At 65.1% G+C, this 16,870-nt stretch carries 11 protein-coding genes and 1 tRNA gene; 7 read left to right on the top strand and 5 right to left on the bottom strand.

Going from position 1 to position 16,870, the window contains the following annotated elements; genetic code table 11:
* Position 1: 1 nt before the first annotated feature.
* The 3 genes from HG800_RS19740 to HG800_RS19750 are packed head-to-tail and all read right to left on the bottom strand — an operon-like array spanning position 2 to position 7,909.
* The gene (locus HG800_RS19740) at positions 2-3,472 is read right to left on the bottom strand and encodes a DUF1156 domain-containing protein (protein ID WP_169978692.1); all 3,471 of its coding nucleotides are present in this window, start codon (positions 3,470-3,472) and stop codon (positions 2-4) included.
* Positions 3,473-3,479: 7 nt separating this feature from the next.
* Entirely contained in the window at positions 3,480-4,091 is a 612-nt protein-coding gene (locus HG800_RS19745) for a DUF7680 family protein (RefSeq protein ID WP_169978694.1), read from the bottom strand.
* Positions 4,091-7,909 carry a DUF499 domain-containing protein gene (locus tag HG800_RS19750; protein WP_169978696.1) on the bottom strand — a complete coding sequence of 1,273 codons (3,819 nt, stop codon included), beginning with the start codon at positions 7,907-7,909 and terminating at the stop codon, positions 4,091-4,093. Before HG800_RS19750 ends, HG800_RS19745 begins: the two co-directional genes overlap by 1 nt.
* A gap of 1,397 nt (positions 7,910-9,306) precedes the next feature.
* Here HG800_RS19750 and HG800_RS19755 point away from each other — a divergent pair.
* The 3 genes from HG800_RS19755 to HG800_RS19765 all read left to right on the top strand — a co-directional run bounded on the left by HG800_RS19755 (position 9,307) and on the right by HG800_RS19765 (position 12,345).
* On the top strand, positions 9,307-9,468 hold the full coding sequence (locus tag HG800_RS19755) for a hypothetical protein (RefSeq protein ID WP_169978699.1): 162 nt from the start codon (positions 9,307-9,309) through the stop codon (positions 9,466-9,468).
* On the top strand, positions 9,465-11,867 hold the full coding sequence (locus HG800_RS19760) for a phage/plasmid primase, P4 family (protein ID WP_169978701.1): 2,403 nt from the start codon (positions 9,465-9,467) through the stop codon (positions 11,865-11,867). Before HG800_RS19755 ends, HG800_RS19760 begins: the two co-directional genes overlap by 4 nt.
* An 88-nt stretch (positions 11,868-11,955) precedes the next feature.
* The gene (locus tag HG800_RS19765) at positions 11,956-12,345 is read left to right on the top strand and encodes a hypothetical protein (protein ID WP_169978703.1); all 390 of its coding nucleotides are present in this window, start codon (positions 11,956-11,958) and stop codon (positions 12,343-12,345) included.
* Between the two features lie 162 nt (positions 12,346-12,507).
* Here the strand turns inward: HG800_RS19765 and HG800_RS19770 are convergent, their stop codons facing one another.
* Together HG800_RS19770 and HG800_RS19775 are read right to left on the bottom strand one after the other, a co-directional pair.
* Positions 12,508-13,725 carry a tyrosine-type recombinase/integrase gene (locus HG800_RS19770; RefSeq protein WP_169978705.1) on the bottom strand — a complete coding sequence of 406 codons (1,218 nt, stop codon included), beginning with the start codon at positions 13,723-13,725 and terminating at the stop codon, positions 12,508-12,510.
* A gap of 100 nt (positions 13,726-13,825) precedes the next feature.
* Positions 13,826-13,898 (bottom strand) — tRNA-Thr (locus tag HG800_RS19775).
* A 313-nt stretch (positions 13,899-14,211) separates the two neighbouring features.
* On the opposite strand from HG800_RS19775, the gene HG800_RS19780 reads away from it, so the two are divergent.
* From HG800_RS19780 to ndk, 4 genes are all read left to right on the top strand, one after another.
* Positions 14,212-14,538 carry a hypothetical protein gene (locus HG800_RS19780; RefSeq protein WP_169978707.1) on the top strand — a complete coding sequence of 109 codons (327 nt, stop codon included), beginning with the start codon at positions 14,212-14,214 and terminating at the stop codon, positions 14,536-14,538.
* A 233-nt stretch (positions 14,539-14,771) separates the two neighbouring features.
* Complete coding sequence (cysK, locus tag HG800_RS19785; protein ID WP_169978708.1) at positions 14,772-15,743, top strand: cysteine synthase A; 972 nt, start codon at positions 14,772-14,774, stop codon at positions 15,741-15,743.
* Entirely contained in the window at positions 15,740-16,183 is a 444-nt protein-coding gene (locus HG800_RS19790) for a Mov34/MPN/PAD-1 family protein (RefSeq protein ID WP_169978710.1), read from the top strand. The genes cysK and HG800_RS19790 overlap by 4 nt, the downstream gene beginning before the upstream one ends.
* Positions 16,184-16,304: 121 nt before the next feature.
* Entirely contained in the window at positions 16,305-16,757 is a 453-nt protein-coding gene (ndk, locus tag HG800_RS19795) for a nucleoside-diphosphate kinase (protein ID WP_169978712.1), read from the top strand.
* Positions 16,758-16,870 lie beyond the last annotated feature (113 nt).

Genomic DNA, 16,870 nt, shown 5'->3' on the forward strand with positions numbered 1-16,870 from the left:
GTCATCCCCGCCAGTCGCGCAGGACCAGGTCCCAGCCGCGGCGGGCCTCGGTCGTCGCCACCTTCCAGGGGTCGTCGTCCTTCCGACGGCCGAATGCCTGCTCCATCAGGTGGAGGGTAACGGCATAGGACCCTCGGAACTCGGGCATGTCGCCGTAGCCGCTGGTTCGCAGCCACTGCTTGAGCGGCTCGACGCCGCGGTGCAGCTCGTCGCCGCCGGCCAGGAGCGAGACGGCGTTCCACACCGCCGCGCCCAGGAAGTTGGGGAACTTTCGCTCTTCCCAGACGTCGGCCTCGCGGGCTGCGCGGCCTCGGGCTATCCTCTCGCCCGATTGCAGGCGGGCGAGCAGGGCGAGGTCCACAGCCTGCGGCGGCTTTAGGTAGAAGAGGTCCGATTCCGACTCGATCAGCTTGAGCTTCTTGAAGGTGTCCGGCTCGATGTCGAGCGACTTGGACAGCTTGCGGACGTCGTCGCTGTCGGCCACGTCGCCCTGGAACGTGTCGAGCCAGAGCCAGAGGGCCTGGGTATTCCGGTCGGCAATGTCGGGTGCGAATCCCTCGACCATCCCGCCGACCTTCTCGGGCAGCTCCTCGGTCAGGATCTGTTCCAGCCGGAACTGGCCGACGGCCCGGTATGCCCGTTCCAGGGCCTCGGTCAGGTCGACCGGGCGGCCGGCCATGTCGGTGATGGGCCAGTGCCGCCCCACCTCGCCCAGCGCCGGCCCGAGGGCGGACAGGTACAGGTCGGTGCCGGCGATCCCCTGGGTCTGGAAGTGCTGGGCCGCGTTGCGGGCGACGGTGCCAATCCGCTCCTGCACCCGGCCCCAGTTCCCGGTTACCTGCCCGGCGTCCTGGCGCGGCAGGCAGAGCAGCAGGACGGTGCTCCGGGCCGCGTCGAGGCCGCGGATGTTGAGGCTGCTCTCGGCCTCGGTGTGGATGGGGATCGAGGTGCGGATCTCGAAGCCGGCCTCGATGAGCGCCTTACCAAGCGCCCGCCAGGCTTTGGTCATCTTGTGGTTGAACATGACGACCATGCGGCCCGCCGGGTGCAGGAGCTGCTTGGCCCGGCGGAAGACGGCGGCCATCTTCCCCTCGTAGAACTGTTCCGCACGTTCGGCGGCGGTGAGCGGCACGTGACCGGCCAGCTCGGCGGCCCGCCGCCTCCGCTCGGCGACGGGCAGCTTGCGGCCGTTCTCCCCCCTCGCGTCCGCCAGGGACTCCAGCCCCCGGTCGAACCGCTCCTGCCAGGCAACCTGCTCCCGTTCTGCCTCTTGCTTCCAGCGGACAGCGTTAGCAACCGCCTCGCGGTTCGTCTCGGCCAGCTCCTCGCGGAAGAGATGTTCGAGCCCAGGCCAGTCGCCCAACGCCCGCTTGAGCCAGACATAAAAGAAGTTCGACAGCTCGGCGTACTGGACGTTGTTGTAGTAAGGGGGGTCGACGCAGATGAGGTGGACCGTGCCGGGGGCCGGCATCTCCAGGGCGGCGGCGTCGTTGCAGGTGACGGTCGGCACGATCACTTCGGGGCGCAGGTGCACCTCGCCGTTCGCCTCGAGGGCTGCCCCCGCCGTATCGAGGCCCTCCTCGAACTCGTCGTCCAGTTCGTCGTCATCGGCCTCTCCGTTTCCATCCAGCTCTCCTGGATCGCTCTCCAAGGGGACGGCTGCGCCGTGGATCAGCTCTGCAAGTTCACCGTAGACACTGGCAACCTGGCCCGATGCGAACGCGAACAGCTCTTTCGACCCCTCGATCTCGCAGAAAGCCGGCCTGAACGCGAAGTCGTGCCTCGAAAAAGTGTGCATAGGCGCGTGGCTCCCAGTGTGCCAGAACGTATTCACACTGTTGTAGTCCACCACCTTGCCCAACATCAGTGCGAGGTAGACAGCGATGGCCTCGGCCTCCTGGGCCGGGAGTTCCGACCGAGCCTTGTCGCTTGCTTTGAGTATTTCCTCCAGGATCGTGAGAGTGACTAGGAGCTGTCGCGGTGTAAAAAGATCACGCCAGCGCGTCATCCCATAGTCTCTAGGCCGACGATCCTCCATGACCTCCGGCACTTCTTCTGTGGGGATGAGATTCGTCCAATGAGAATCGCTATCGACAGATACTTTCAGTGCTGCTTGAACTGCCGCATGGTCCGACGGCGTTGGTGTGCGAAAGTGCCAAACGTGTCGTACACGTAGATCCCCATTGCGGTAATGGGCGTTGACCGGCACCCGGCATGAGATGGCATACAACTGAGACTGCAATCCCCCAGGAGTCTGGCGGGCAGTCCTCTTTACCGTGTCGCTGTCGATCACCGAGCCGCAGCGTGGGCAGATTGCATTTCCGTCACGGTAAGTAACCGTGTTGGCTGGATCGAAGGACTCCGCCGCATCAAAGCGTGGCCAACGGCAGTCTTGCCACGAACCGCGCGGAACAATGCGGAAGCCGCATTCATGCTGTCCGGCGGATGTCGGCACGATGGGAAAGATCGCCAGATGTTCTTGCGAAGGCCCCTTTCGAGAAAGGGTCAGGTTCGTCGAAAGCGGGATCTGCAGGCCGCACTTGGTGCAGGGGAAAACGCGCATCCAGAGATATGTGGTTCTCTTAATCAGGGATTCGTCCCCTGGCTCGACCTTGACGACTTGACCTTTCAGGAATTTTCGCTGCGCAACCGCCTCGACGTCTTGCCACCACGAAGATGACGGGTGCGATGGGAAGAACTTCTGGAGTCGGTCGAGCGCTCCCCGTCGTACCATCTCGGCATAGCGAACCACTTGGGGCTGGATCTGTCGCCCGAAGCGAGCCGTGTACTCCAGGGTTCCTTTGAGAACCAAGCTGGCAACGGGGTTCAGGTCGTTCGCGTAGACCTTCGCGCCGTAGCGGACGGCTTCCAGCGGGATTGAACCGCCACCGGCCATGAAGTCGAGGACGTTGACGGGCTCTGTCGGGGAGAGACCCAGGTAGTTCCGAATCTCCGCGAGCAGGTGCTCCACGAGCCCGCTGTGCGGGTTCAGGGCGAACGCACGAGGATGACGATATCCCCAGGTCGATCCGAGGACGATTTTCTGGCCATCGCCTGCCGACTCCGCCAGGGCGATCCTGTTGTATGCCCTCGCGACATCCGCTGTGACCCCAAGGGCCTTCAAGAAATCTCTATGGGACTTGGCAAGGTGAGTTTCAGGCAAGTTGATGAGTTCTCGATAGAAAGCGTCGAACTTGCGATACTTCGCCGGGACACCCCTCAGGTCCGCCTCTGTAGGCTCCTCGATATCCGCGGGCAGTATCTCTGGCGGGAGGTCCACGTCATGAGGGAGTAGGCCCGCCACGATTGCCGCGCGGCAAACGGTCGGAGCACGCCGTGCCCACCAAATATGCAAGCGGTTCTGGGGTGGCCGGAGCGAGTTGTTGTCCCGCTGGCATTCGGCGGACAGCGAGGCGCAAGGCAGCCCGGCCTCCATCAGCGACGGCTTCGTCTTGGTGAACGTTTGGGTCATGGCACTCTCACCGACTCGATGTTGTCCGCTTCTTCGCACGCGATCTGTTCTTGCCCTCGGCAGGTCCCGCAGCCGCAACCTCCGACGCGTCGATGTCGAATAGAGTTGGCCCAACAGCACCCTTGCCGTTCTTGCGGCCCCGAACCGTCCTGACCGCCGGCCCCTCGTCGGGCTGCTCGTAAGTCAGCAGGGTCCGCAGGGCTGCCCGCCCCGCCTGCTGGCGGTAGCCGTAGAAGCACAGCGTGAACCAGTACAGCACCACCTCGGAGGGCAGTTCGAGCAGCCCCGAGCGGAACATGGCACGCTGCGCCGGCCGTGTCAGGTAGCGGGCCGAGGTGAAGGCCAAGGCCAGCCGCATGCCGTCGGCGTGCCGGAGCCACCGCGCCGGGGTGCCGGGGCGGAAGTCGCACGCCGCGATCGGGCCGGGGTCCTCGGCCTCTTGCAGGAACGGGTCGGACAGCTCCCGCAGCCACTGGATCGTCTCGGGGGACGCCGACGAGCCCATGACCTTGGCGTCGGCCTCCCGCGGCAGCCGGCCGGGCATGTTCGGGAACAGGTGCAGCTCCCAGATCTGCCCGCGCCTGGCCTCCTGCCGCACCCTCAGCCGGAATCGCTCCATCACGCATCCCCCGCCCTGCGCGGCCGCACGGGCACCAGCCGGACCTCCATCTGGCCCTGGCCGGCGTTCATCATAGCATCTCGGAAGGCGCACAGGGCCGCGTCGTCCACGGCCGGCGGGTCGGCGAACTTGAGCCCGACGGTGATCGTCACCTGCAACTCACCCTGGCCCCCGCGGAACGGCCACAGCGGGGCCAGCAGGTCCCTCAGCGCCTCGAAGCGGCCCTCGTAGGTCACGTTGACCGCCTCGGTCTTCCCCTCGACGACCCGCTGCCCGTTGGCGACCAGGGTCGCATGCACCTGCGCCGCCTTCGGCCGGTCGGCCCAGGCCACCCGCAGGGTGTTGTCGAAGCTCTCGCGGTCCTCGACGCTCAGATCCAGCTCGGCGATCCGCACGTTGCGGGCGGCCGCCAGGGCGTCCCAGGCGGCGGTGAGGGCCTCGCGCGGCGTGCCGACCTGCACGACCGGCTGCGGGCCGCGGCCCGGCCGCAGGTCGTCCAGCTCGTGGGCAAGCGGCGATGCCGGGTCGACCAGCGACCAAGCCGGGCCGACCACTATCTGCGGGCCGGGGCTGTCGTCGCGGATGAAGTAGGTCTCGTCGTCCCCCTTTCGCCACGCCGCCCAGGTGCCGTCTCGGACGCCATCGCGGAGGGCCGTCTCCAGTCGGGGCCGAGTCAGGTCCGCCCAGACGTTGCGGGCGTATCTCTCGAGGTCCTCGGTCGATAGCTCGGGCGTGTTCGCCGGCCAGCAACGCTCCCTCACGTTGGCCGGCGTCAGCGGCAGCGACTCGGGGCCGGGCTCGCCGTCGTCCGGCTTCTTCTTGCGTGGGTAGATGCCCTGGTCGAGCGCGGCCTGGTAGGTCCAGAACTCGACGGAGTCCTCAAACCGCGGCGTGCCCGGCCACTCGTTCATCTCCTGCGCTCCGATGGCCAGGTTCGGGCCGCGCTGGTAGAGAACCCAGCGATTCTCACGCGTCCCCTCCTGGATCGCCTGCCAGAGCACCGCCCGGTCGGGAAGGACGGGGTAGTGGGCGCTGGCCTTGGCCGCCTCCAAGAGACGCGGGGCGGTCACGGTAGGCGCCGGGGACGTCCCCTCCTTGGGCCAGAGGTGGTCCCATAGCTCTTGCGGGCGGATTTCCCTGACCGGGAGGATCCGGTCGGCGGCCGCCGCGGCGATGTCATAGAGGAGGTGTTGGGCGCCGATGACCGGCGACAGATCGGCTGCCTCGGCTCGGGTGTAGACCTTCTTCGTCGCCCGGTCGTAGTAGGCCCAGAGCGCGTCAGGCGTGGCCGTCAGCCCGGCCCGCAGCGAGGGTAGCAGGTCGGTCTGCCGTAGGACCATTGGCAACTCAGGCTCGCGCCGCAGCCGCTCCCAGACCTCCTCGGTCGAAAGGCAGCGCTCGCCGTCCTGCCACAGCGGCGCCTGGCGAATAAGGTCGGGCGCCAACACCAAGGGGTCGCTCGCCGTCGCCTCCGGCACCAGCTTGTTGTTCTGCCGCAAGCACTGGAGCAGCGGGGCCTCGGCGACAGCCCGGCGCTCATTATGCCGGCCGCCCCGCTCGGGGGTCTCGCCGAAGTCGACCCGGAAGCACTCAAGCATCGACGCCGAGGCGCTCGAGGCGAACAGGTCGCTGGAATCGGACTCGCCGCCACGGGGGAAGGCCAGCACGCGGTAAGCTTCGAGCAGCTTGGTGCGGACGTTGAGTTCCTGAGGGCCGAGCTGCTCGCGGACGCGGGCCAGGTCGTCCTCCAACGCCATGAACTCGGCGGGGACTCCGGTCGCTCCAGCGCCGGCCCTGCGCTTCATCTCTGTGTACGTCGAGCCCCCGGCCTGAGCGAGGTTAGCCTGCTCCTGCTCGATGTCCGCCTGCACCCGCTCCCAGGCCATCAGCGACTTGACCGCATCCTTGAGCCCCTGAACCCTCGTCCCTTCCGCCAGCAGGAAGACCAGATTATTGCGATAAGTACGCGGCCCGGCGTTGACCCCGGTCTTAGTGAACAGCGTCTTGACGAAGTTGAGCCGCTCACCCGCGCCGGGGCCAACGAAACCTACCTCCTTGTCGTAGTGGATCAGGGCCAGTCGGATGCGGTCCGGGTTGTCGTTGATGGCCGTGTGGTCGGACGGGAACGGGACCAGCTGGAAGGCGGTGAACCCGGAGTAGACCTCCTTGATCCAGTCGTCGAGGACCCGCTTCACCTCGGCCGGCTGCTGCTGCAACTCGGCGAGGCGCTCCTGGTATCGCTTGTTGATCGAGGCGCGGGTGCGGAACAGGTAGTGGTCGCCCTCGCGCCGCATGTACCAGGCCCGCCGCTCCGTCTCCTCTAGCCCCTTGGGGACGTAGGCCAGGTCGACACCAGGTCGGCCGAGCGCCAGGGCAGCCTCGGGGCCGGTGATGCCCTTAGAGCCGTCCGGCAAGCTGTGTAAGAAGGTGACCAGCGACGCCTCAGTGGCGGCCTTCCAGGGCCAGCCGGCCTCCGCCTGGCTGGCATGGGTGCCGCCCTCGGGGCGTACGACGTCGGCCTCCAGGCCGCGGGCGAAGGCGGTGCGGCTCAGGCGGCTCAGGACCTCGTCCTGCATCTCGCCGCGGGCCAAGTCGATGTGGTACGGCTGCAGCAGCAGCGTATCGGGGAACTCCGCCTTGCGGTCCCACGCGGCCCGGATCGTGCGAGCGACCAGCCGCAGGGCGCCACGCGTCGCCTGGAAGTCAGGGATGTCGGCGAGCCTCTCGGCGAATAGCCGGATCAGTTCGGGGTGGAAGGGGTAGCCGGCGCGGATCTGCTCGGCGTAGTCGGGCTCGAACGCACGGCCGTCGAGCGCAACGCCGGCCCGCTGCTGCGCCTCGTAGTAGGCGACGAATGCAGAGGCGACGTCGCCAGCCAAGTCGGTGCTGACCCGCTCGAACAGGCGGCGGCCGAGCACCGCGGCCCGTTCGTTCGACTGTGTCGGGGTCAGGTTCCTCGCCTGCCGGCCCGCGGTGTTGCTCAACTCGTCCACTGTGTCCAGCACGGTCGGGATGTGCTGCTTCAACTCGCCGGTCAATTTCCGGTTTGCGTCCTGCTCGGATGGCAGCGTCAGGATGACGACCGTTCGGGGCCGCTGGGTGGCCAGCTTGAACAGCGTCTGAAGGAAGGTCGGCCACTGACTGTTGACGCGAGACCTTGGCTGGTCTTCCTTGAGCGCGAACGCGCGGGCCATGTAAAGGACCAGCTCGTCAATGACGATCAGGACCGGGTGGTCCGCGAACGCCCGCTCCAGGGCCTCTCTCGCCGGGGCCACGCCCTGCTCGTCGTTGGCTCGGACTTCCTCGTAGCCCTCCTTGCCGCCGACCAGGGCCGCGATCTGGCCCCAAGGGGTGAAGGTGCGGATCTTCTCGCCGCTGACGACGTGCTCATTGCCGCTCAGCGGGTCCGACTCCTCTCCGACGAACGCCGCGACCCGGACGGCATCGGGCGCCGGGAACCTGCCGATGCGGAAGTCCTGGAGCTGGTCGGCCAGCCGTTCGCCCTCTCGGGCGGCGTGAGTTGTGCCGATCAGGCTGTGGGTCTTGCCGCCGCCGAAGCCGGTCTCCAGTCGGTAGACGGGCGTCCCTCCCTCCACGCCAGCGAGGCGCTCGGTGACGTCCCGGATCAGCAGCTTGAGGTTCTCGGTGGGGTGTGTGCTCCCGAAGAATTGGATTGGATCGAGGTAATCGGGGTGCGTGCCCGGCTTGCGACAGACCACGTCCCAGAGGTCTGCGGCGAAGATCGAGTCAGGTAGTTCGCCGGCCAGCACCTCGGGCCGCGGGGTGCACTGCTGGAAGACGCTGGGAAGGTTGGGCATTAGATTAAAGTCACTCGATGACAAGTTCAGTCCCTGCTCCGATCCGGGCCCGACTCGCATCCAGAGGATCCGACGGTCGACCACTTCGCCCCGGATAATCGCCGGCCTGAGCACAGATTCGAGTCGGAGAGGATCGCCAGTTCGTCAGGATCTAGTCCGAACGCCCCGATCCAGGGTAAGGCGATGAAGAAACGTCAACGGGCCTAGGTTGGCGACCATCTTCGCCCGAGCCGCTCTGATCGACGTTACCCGAACTCATGGCTCAGTCCCTAAATGCGAGCGTAGTTCTTGAGCCTGAGCGACAGCCCGGCCCTCTTGAGCCAACCAGTCTAAGTGTGCGGTGGCGAAATGGAAGAGGTGACCGAGCGTGCAGGCATGCCGTCAGGGGATGTTTGGCCGGCTTACTCGGCGATAGGGTCGGCCGGACCGACTTTCTTCCGGCGCGGTTGACCTGTGAGAGGTGAGCTGTCTGATCCTCGCCCCGGATGTTTCGGCCTTGATTGAGCTGAACGACTGACCGGCTACCCTAAGTGATTCCTCCGGCCAAGTCGTCCTGCTTGATCGAGGTTCCGGGAGATTTTTTCTGGAGTCGCTGGAGCATTTCGAGGACACGGATTGTCCGAGGCGGACAACGGTGTTCGTTCGTAACCTAAGGCCCCTTAACATGATCAACGCCGGAGAGCATGAGCAACTTGCCGGCAGAATGCCGGCATCCCCGGCACAGTAAGGGTTTACGTCGCGACCCTCCGTAAAGTCTTTTGTCTGCCCAATCGAAAATAGTAATAGACGGCGACATTGGCCGCAAAGCTCTCAAGTTGGCGACGGGAGGTGACGACAGTGCAGGCTCTCAAACCGAAACCGATTCGGCATCGGGCACACCGAGCCGGCGGGTACATCACGGCAGCAGAAGGGGCACGGATCGCGGCCGTGACCCCTTACATACTCCGTCGCTTCGCCGAGGCGGGCGAGATCGGGACGCATCAGGTCGGGGCACGCCTTCTCTATCGAAGGGCCGATTGTGAGCGCCTTGCGGCGAAGCTGGAGTGACGGAAACGCCCGGCACCAGGAGAGGCTGCAACCTCAACCGGGCCGGGCGTCAGTGGCCGTGCCTCAACGTAGAAACCGTGTGCTCGCCAGCACCAAGCAATCCTGAGTCGAGGATGACCAATGCTCTATTATCACAGATCCTCTAATGCCCGCAAGAGCGACCAAGGCGAAGTAGAGTTTGTAACGCCAGCCGAAGCGTCAATACGTCTGCGACTGACTCCGTTTGAGTTCCGGCGTTGCTATGCCCGCCGAGTCCGTTGGATCGACGGCGGCCCCCTCGTCTTGTTGGTAGGGGGTACGGTCCTATGAAGACGGCCGCCGAACGACAGCCACGCCATCGCGATGGACCCGTGCTCGATCCCGCCGTCCATGCCTTCGTCAAATTCGCCGACGCCCGACGCCGCCACGATGCGGCCAAGGGCCGCCGATTGCCAGGAGTGATCCGCCGCTTGGGTTGGCTGGTCAGGGGCACCGCCCAGACGGCCGACCGGCCGGGAGGACGCCGGCCATGAGCACCGCCAACGATACGACCGTTTCTCCCGACCAGCGATTCACGCCAGACCACCCGTGCCCTGTTTGCGGCGGGCACCAACTGTTGCCCCGGGGCCGAGACCAGCGTTGCGCCGGGTTCGTCTCCGGCTCGGGCCGGTTCGCATTCTGCTCTCGGCAGGAGTCGCCCGACTCGATCGGGTCCGCATCCGGTACCCTATACAAGCACCGTCTCGACCAGTCAGAAACACGCCCGCGACTCGGCAGGAAAAAACCCCCGAGGGTCTACCCCACACCGTCCGATGCAATCCGCTGGGCACACAAGGGCGAGAGGGCGATCGGCAGGATTGCCGGCGAGTGGCCTTACCACGATGCTGATGGGAGCCTCGTGCTGGTCGTCTATCGTCTCGACACCGGCGAGATCGACCCGCAGACGGGGAAGCCATCGAAGGAATTCCGCCCGGTTGGGCGGCACCCTGGCGGCTGGATCAATGGGGATAAGCACCTAGACCCCCTCCCGCTCTATCGGCTGCCCGAGTTGATCGACGCCGACCTCGTCATCGTGACCGAGGGCGAGAAGGCGGCCGAGGCGATCTGGGGACTCGGATTGGCCGGAACGTCTCCGGCACACGGAGCCGAGTCGCCACGCCGCTCGGACTGGTCGCCACTGGCCGGCAAGACGGTCGCGATCCTGCCCGACAACGATGAGAAGGGGCGTAAGTTCGCCCGCTCTGTTGCCTCGATCTTGGCGGGATTGAAGCCGGCGCCGGAGGTCAAGGTCGTCCACCTTTCCGGGCTCCCCGAGAAGGGTGACGCCCGAGAATACGTCGATGCTGGTGGGACTGCGGACGAACTGCTCCGGCTGATCGAGTCTGCCCCTCTCGTCGAGGCCGAGGCGTCAGCTGACGGTCCGCCCCGCAATCCGTCTCTGGCGATGACGGGAGCCGACGGTGACGGGCCGAACGAGGCGGGGGATGACCCGCACCGTCTGGCCCGGCTCTTCCTGGACACGAGGTACCGGCATGACGGCGTGTCGATGATCCGGTTCCACGGGGACGAGTTCATCCGGTGGAATGGATCAGCCTGGGGTGCGGTCTCAGAAAAGGAACTCCGGGCTGAACTCGCCTCGGCCGCTAAGGCCGAGTTCGACCGGCTTAACGTCGAGGCAGTCCGCCGGCACGCCGATCCGAGGAAGCCGACCCCGACCGCTCGCAAGGTCACGGGCCAATTGGTCGGCAATGTCGCCCTCGCCCTGTCTGGGGAGACGCTGCTCCCGGAGTCGGTCGAGTCGCCAGCCTGGATCGACGGGCCGGGGCCGTTCCCTGCGTCGGAAGTCCTGCCCACCCGGAACGGGTTGGTCCATCTGCCGTCGCTCGTCGAGGCCCAGGACTATCTCGCCCCGCCGACGCCGAGGTTCTTCAATACCTATGCCCTCGGCTACGCGTTCGACTCCCAGGCCCCCGAACCGGTGGAGTGGTTCCGGTTCCTGGACTCGCTCTGGCCGGACGACCCCGAGAGCATCTCAACCTTGGAGGAGTGGTTCGGCTACTGCCTGACGCCAGACACGAGACAGCAGAAGGCACTCGCCCTGATTGGGCCAAGGCGGTCGGGCAAGGGAACTATTGCCCGGGTCCTGCGAGAACTGATCGGTGTCGAGAACGTCGCCGGGCCGACCCTCTCGACGCTGGCTGGGCCCTTCGGCCTTCAACCGCTGGTCGGCAAGCCGGCCGCGATCATCAGCGACGCCCGATTGTCGAGCCGAACCGATCAGGCGGTCATCGTCGAACGACTGCTGACGATCACCGGTGAGGATACCTTGACGGTCGACCGAAAGCACCGCCCTGCCTGGTCAGGGAAGCTGCCGACGCGGATCACGTTCATCAGCAACGAGCTGCCCCGACTGGCGGACCAGTCGAAGGCCCTTGCCGGCCGGTTTGTTGTGCTCAAGCTGGTCGAGTCCTTCTTCGGCTCGGAGGACACCAACCTCACAGACCGTCTCATGGGCGAGTTGCCCGGGATCCTGCACTGGGCCATTTCCGGCTGGGCCCGGCTTCGGGAGCGGGGGCATTTTGTCCAGCCGCAATCCGGGGCCGAATTGATCGCCGACATTGAGGCGTTGTCGAGCCCTGTGAGCACCTTCCTTTCGGAGTGCTGCGTTGTCGAGCCCGGCCGGCTCGTCGAAGTCGGGCTCCTCTTCCGGGCCTGGCAACAGTGGTGCGATTCCGTCGGTCGGGACAAGCCTGGCAATCAGCAGTCGTTCGGCCGCGACCTCCGGGCGGTCCTGCCCAAGCTGCAGGTCGTCCAGCGGAGGGACGAAAGGACTCGCAACCGCCATTACGAGGGGATCGGGCTCAATCCCGCCTTCGAGCAGGTCGTCCAATCGTTGCGACGCGACGGCGACCGCAACCAGGACATCTTCTAACGGACCGATGGTCATCCTGTCACGCACTGTCACACGTGTTTTGTTATTGCACGCGCAAGCCCGGAGAAGGACGAGGAAGAAAGAAGACATGCAAGATAGAGCCCGCAACGAAATGTCCCGCGTGACACCGAGTGACGCTGCCCCGGCTTGGCCGCCGGCCTGGCTTGCCGCCCGCATGTCCTGGGAGTCTTCCCAGTCGAGGATTGGGCTCGAAGCCGGCCGGCGTCCGACCGATGCCGGTCGGGTCGGAGTCCGAGAATTGCCACCCAGTGAGATTGGGGGGGCTCCGGCGGTCGACGACCTACCCGCATTCGACGGCCGCCTCGCCCCGGACTTCGAAGTGGTCGTCGGCCGACCGGAGCCCGCTGGCCGGCTCCTCGGCCACAAGACGATCGACGCAGCCGACTATCTCGCCCTGACCAAGGCCGGGGAGCATCACAACAGGAGTCTCCTGGAACGGGGAGGAACCCACCAATGAGTAACATGGAGCCGTCGGCGTCGAAGGCGATTGACCCCGACCGGGGATATTCCCCGGCTGAGGCCGCCCCGCTGGTCGGGCTGAACCGGAAGAGCCTGTATGCCCTGCTGTCCGCCGATGCCATCCGGCATCGGCGGCTCGGGCCCCGAGAGGGGCGGATCGTCATCCTCGGTCGCTGGCTGCTGGAGTACCTGGCGACGTCGGAGCGGGGCCCGGATCGGCGCCCTCCCCGGAAGGCATCGGCTTCGAAGTCGAAGACGGAGTCGTCTCGGGGGCCGGCCCGGCCGGCTGGCCCGGACTGGCGGTCGGAACTCGAGGCGGCTCGGGCGTCGTAACCCGGTTGACGAACTCTCGGAGGTGGTCGTGACGGCGGTCAAGGTGGCTGTAGACCCGATTTAACATGTCCGGCGTGGCGTGCCCAAGCACGGCCGCGACGCTGGCCATGTCGCCGGTCCGCTCCAGGGCATCGGTCGCGAAGGCGTGCCGGAAGCCGTAGGCGACCGCCTCGGCCCCGAGCCCGGCCTTGACGCGGGCCGCCATCATCTGCTGCCGGATCGCGAACCGGTTCCACGGCCGGCCCCTCGGCGTCCGGAAGAGCGGGCCCTCGGGGTGCAGGTCGGCCAGCCGGGAGACAATCGCGAACGCCGCGTCGGTCAGCGGGATCACCCGGTCGGCTCCCGTCTTCCGCTTCGTCTTGTGGACGTCGAGGATCGCCAGCCGTCGGGCCCGGTCGAGGTGCCGGGCCTCGAGGGCCGCCGCCTCGGAGGGCCGGCAGCCAGTCAGGAAGAGGAACTCGAAATAGTCCCGGGCGACCGGGGATCGAATCGCCCCGAGGAGCGTCCGAGCCTGCTCGGTCGTTATCACCCGATCCCGCCGGAGTTTCCGGGACGGCTTGGCCATCCCCTCGAGCGGATCCTTTTCGATCATCTCGGCGTTCCTCGCCCACCGGAATGCCGTCTTGAGGACCGCGACGGCATCATGCCGCCGATTCGGTCCCCAGGTTGCCTTGGCTTCGAGCCATCGCCGGACGACGGCCGGCTTCAGTTCCTCGGCCGGAATGTGCCCGTGGATATCGGGGAAGTCATCCAGCCGGCCGACGTAGTCGGAATGCGTCCGGGCCCCGACCTCGCCGCGGGCCGCCCTCGCCTTGACGTCCGCCAGGAACCGGGCGATCAGCAGTCCGACCGGGATCGGCTGCCCGGCCTTCAAGTCCCGCTTCCGCTCGGACATGATCCGGTAAAATTCGGCGTCGGCTGCCTGCTTCGCCTTCGCCCTGGACCCGTGGTCGGCATCGGCCGCCAGGAGTCGTCGTCGGTGATCAATCGTCGCGTACCAGCCTCGTCTTTGCTGCCAGTACCACGGCTTTGGGGTGCGTGCCATTGTCGATACTCCGGTCGGTCCGCGAAGGATTCCGTACCGGATTCAGTATCGACCCAGCCTGACGCCGACCTGCGCTTTTCGCAAGTCCTTGTGTCGTAAGAGCCACCGAAGAGAGTCGAACTCTTAACCCCCGCTTTACGAAAGCGGTGCTCTGCCGATTGAGCTACGGTGGCGTTTGAATGGTTGATCGTAAGAGGGACGGGTCGGTGTGTCAACGGCAGTCGGGCAGTTGCCGGAGAAGGATGTTTCGGTACAAAAGACCAAGTCGAGCCAAGCAATCACGCATTACGCTTTATCACAAACGAAGGGTGCCATCATCAGATGGAATCATCATCGCGGTGATGACCCCGGAGGGAAGCGAGTGGGGGTGCTTGGCGTATTCGGGGCCTTGTTGCTGCTCGTCATCATGGGCGAGATGGTAAAGCCGGCTTCTCTCTCCGAGGGCGAGGTCCCTCGGATCAACGAGAACACAATCCGGAAGAAAGGATGACCTTTCGCAGTCTCGATTGGATTGCCACGATGGGAGACCTCGATGCACATCTCTTCGAAGGGAATGCGGATCAGGTCTACTGGCACTCCTGCGCTCAGTTCATCAGTGACAACGTGGCGACCCAGTTATACGGGCTTGCGCATGTGACCGCCGGGGCTGATCACCACTGGTACAACGAATTTCTCAAGGCCAGGTGGGAGGGAGGGATCATGATCCGGGTACACACGTATTTGCTTGTCGATCAAGGCGTCCATATCTTCGAATTCCATCATCTCGAAGAACAGAATCGAGACAAGGTTTACGAGTTTTCGACGTTGCCTTGACCCGCAAGATCAAGAGAACCACAGCCGGCTTTGCCTTGCGACCGATGGCATTGAAATAAGCCGATGGCCAGGAAAGATTACAAAGATTGGTCGTCTAGTCGTGATTGGTCGGGTTGCCGGGTCCGATTCCTGGCCGTATGATGGGGTTTTGCCGGCGGAGGGGCGAGACAATCACTGCCGGTTCAATCGGGTTCCAGACGCCGAGTTACTTCGACGCCCGAGGAGACGAGACGATGGCGACCGCCGACGAGGTCAGGACGCGGGGCCGGATCTATGACGAGATTACGCAATGTGTCGGGAATACCCCGTTGATTCGTTTGCGACGGATCACCGAGGGATGTCACGCTCAGGTCGTTGCGAAGCTAGAGAATTTCAACCCCCTCTGGTCGGTCAAGGATCGCATCGGCGTTGCGATGATCGACACGGCCGAGGCCGAAGGGAAGATCAACCCCGAGACGGTCATCATTGAGCCGACAAGCGGGAACACGGGGATCGGCCTGGCCTTCACCTGCGCGGCTCGCGGCTATCGCCTGGTCGTGACGATGCCCGAGAGCATGAGCCTGGAGCGTCGTCGCTTGATCAAGGCCTTTGGAGCCGAAATCGTCCTGACACCCGCTGCCGAAGGTATGCCCGGTGCGGTTCGTCGAGCCGAGGAGCTGACGAAGAATACCCCGAACGCCTTCATGCCGCAGCAGTTTCGCAATCCGGCCAACCCGGAGATCCACCGCAAGACCACCGCCGAGGAGATCTGGAGAGACACCGAAGGTCAGATCGACATTCTGGTCTGCGGCGTGGGGACTGGCGGTACCATCACCGGTTGCGGCGAAGTGCTCAAGAGCCGCAAGCCCGAGCTGCAGGTCGTCGCCGTCGAACCGGAAGACTCGCCGGTCATTACCCAGACACGCAACGGAGAGCCGACCAAGCCCGGACCCCACAAGATTCAGGGAATCGGCGCCGGATTCATCCCCGAGATTCTCAACGTCAATATCATCGACGAGGTGATTCGCGTCTCGAACGACGAGTCGTTTGAGACAACACGGCGTCTGGCCCGGCTAGAAGGGATGCTTTGCGGCATTTCCTGTGGAGCCGCCGCCGCCGGAGCGCTCCAGGTGGCCATGCGGCCAGAGAACACGGGGAAAATGGTCGTGGTGGTGCTTCCGGACCTCGGCGAGCGATACCTCTCTACCCCCTTGTTCCCCGAATGAGTGTCCCTGAGTCGTCGTCGATCGAAGACGGGGAGGTTCTGGAAATCCCCCATCCGATTCTTCAAGCGATGGTCGATCACTGTGTTCGAGAAGCCCCCCTCGAAGCCTGCGGCTTGCTCGGAGGGGAGCCGCCTCGGGTTTCCTCAATCCATCCGCTCCGCAACGCGGCGCAGAGTGAAACCCGATACGACGCCGATCCGACCGATCTCATCGCCGCCGTTCGCGACCTCCGAAGCCGATCCGCACAGATTCTCGCCATCTATCACTCACATCCGAAATGGTCGGCAATTCCAAGCGGGACTGACCTGCGCGAGAACTATTACGAAGACGTTCCCAGGATCATCGTCTCGTTGCAAGGTCCCAAGCCCGACGTCCGGATCTGGAGGCTTCGTCCCGACGGCTACGATGCGCTGCCCTGGCGAAGCGTTGCGGACGGTTGAATCGCCCGCATTGCACTCGCTATACTGCCGGACCGGTCAACGGGACCGGCTTGCACCTCGTCCCTTCGTACTTGCCTCGGCAGCGATTCCCAAAGTCGAGAGAGCGTAAGGTCCCCCCGCCATGCAACATACCCTCGTCATCTTCAAGCCTGATTGCGTGCAGCGCCGTCTGGTCGGCCAGATCCTTCAGCGATTCGAAGCGAAGGGGCTGCGGATCGCCGCCTTGAAGATGATTCAGGTTAGCCAGGAACTGGCCGAGCAGCATTACGGCGAGCACAAGGAACGTCCCTTCTTCCCCGGCCTGATCCAGTTCATTACCGGAGGTCCGGTGGTTGTCGCCGTGCTGGCAGGGCCGGAAGCCGTGTCGGTCGTCCGAGGAATGATGGGCAAGACCAGCGGCATCGAAGCCGTACCCGGTACCATTCGGGGTGATTTTTCCGTAAGCAAGCAAAACAACCTGATTCACGGCAGCGACAGCCCCGATTCCGCTGATCGTGAGATCGCCCTCTGGTTCGCTCCTCAGGAACTGCTTGATTACGAACTCGCCGGCCAGCACTGGGTCAGCGAGGCGTGAGCAATGGTGAGGCATTGACGATTCTGTGATGATGGCTCCCGTCTTCGGCTTCCTCGGAGACGGGAGTCGACTGAACGACTCTCTCGCCCCCAGGGTTTCCTGACGGGCGCTTC

The sequence above is a fragment of the Tautonia rosea genome, from assembly GCF_012958305.1.
In the GTDB taxonomy this organism is placed as follows: domain Bacteria; phylum Planctomycetota; class Planctomycetia; order Isosphaerales; family Isosphaeraceae; genus Tautonia; species Tautonia rosea.

Coding starts and splice junctions, on each gene's coding strand:
- HG800_RS19740 (WP_169978692.1), bottom strand. CDS start 3,472: ATGACCCAAACGTTCACCAAGACGAAGCCGTCGCTGATGGAGGCCGGG.
- HG800_RS19745 (WP_169978694.1), bottom strand. CDS start 4,091: ATGGAGCGATTCCGGCTGAGGGTGCGGCAGGAGGCCAGGCGCGGGCAG.
- HG800_RS19750 (WP_169978696.1), bottom strand. CDS start 7,909: ATGCCCAACCTTCCCAGCGTCTTCCAGCAGTGCACCCCGCGGCCCGAG.
- HG800_RS19760 (WP_169978701.1), top strand. CDS start 9,465: ATGAGCACCGCCAACGATACGACCGTTTCTCCCGACCAGCGATTCACG.
- HG800_RS19765 (WP_169978703.1), top strand. CDS start 11,956: ATGCAAGATAGAGCCCGCAACGAAATGTCCCGCGTGACACCGAGTGAC.
- HG800_RS19770 (WP_169978705.1), bottom strand. CDS start 13,725: ATGGCACGCACCCCAAAGCCGTGGTACTGGCAGCAAAGACGAGGCTGG.
- HG800_RS19780 (WP_169978707.1), top strand. CDS start 14,212: ATGACCTTTCGCAGTCTCGATTGGATTGCCACGATGGGAGACCTCGAT.
- cysK (WP_169978708.1), top strand. CDS start 14,772: ATGGCGACCGCCGACGAGGTCAGGACGCGGGGCCGGATCTATGACGAG.
- HG800_RS19790 (WP_169978710.1), top strand. CDS start 15,740: ATGAGTGTCCCTGAGTCGTCGTCGATCGAAGACGGGGAGGTTCTGGAA.
- ndk (WP_169978712.1), top strand. CDS start 16,305: ATGCAACATACCCTCGTCATCTTCAAGCCTGATTGCGTGCAGCGCCGT.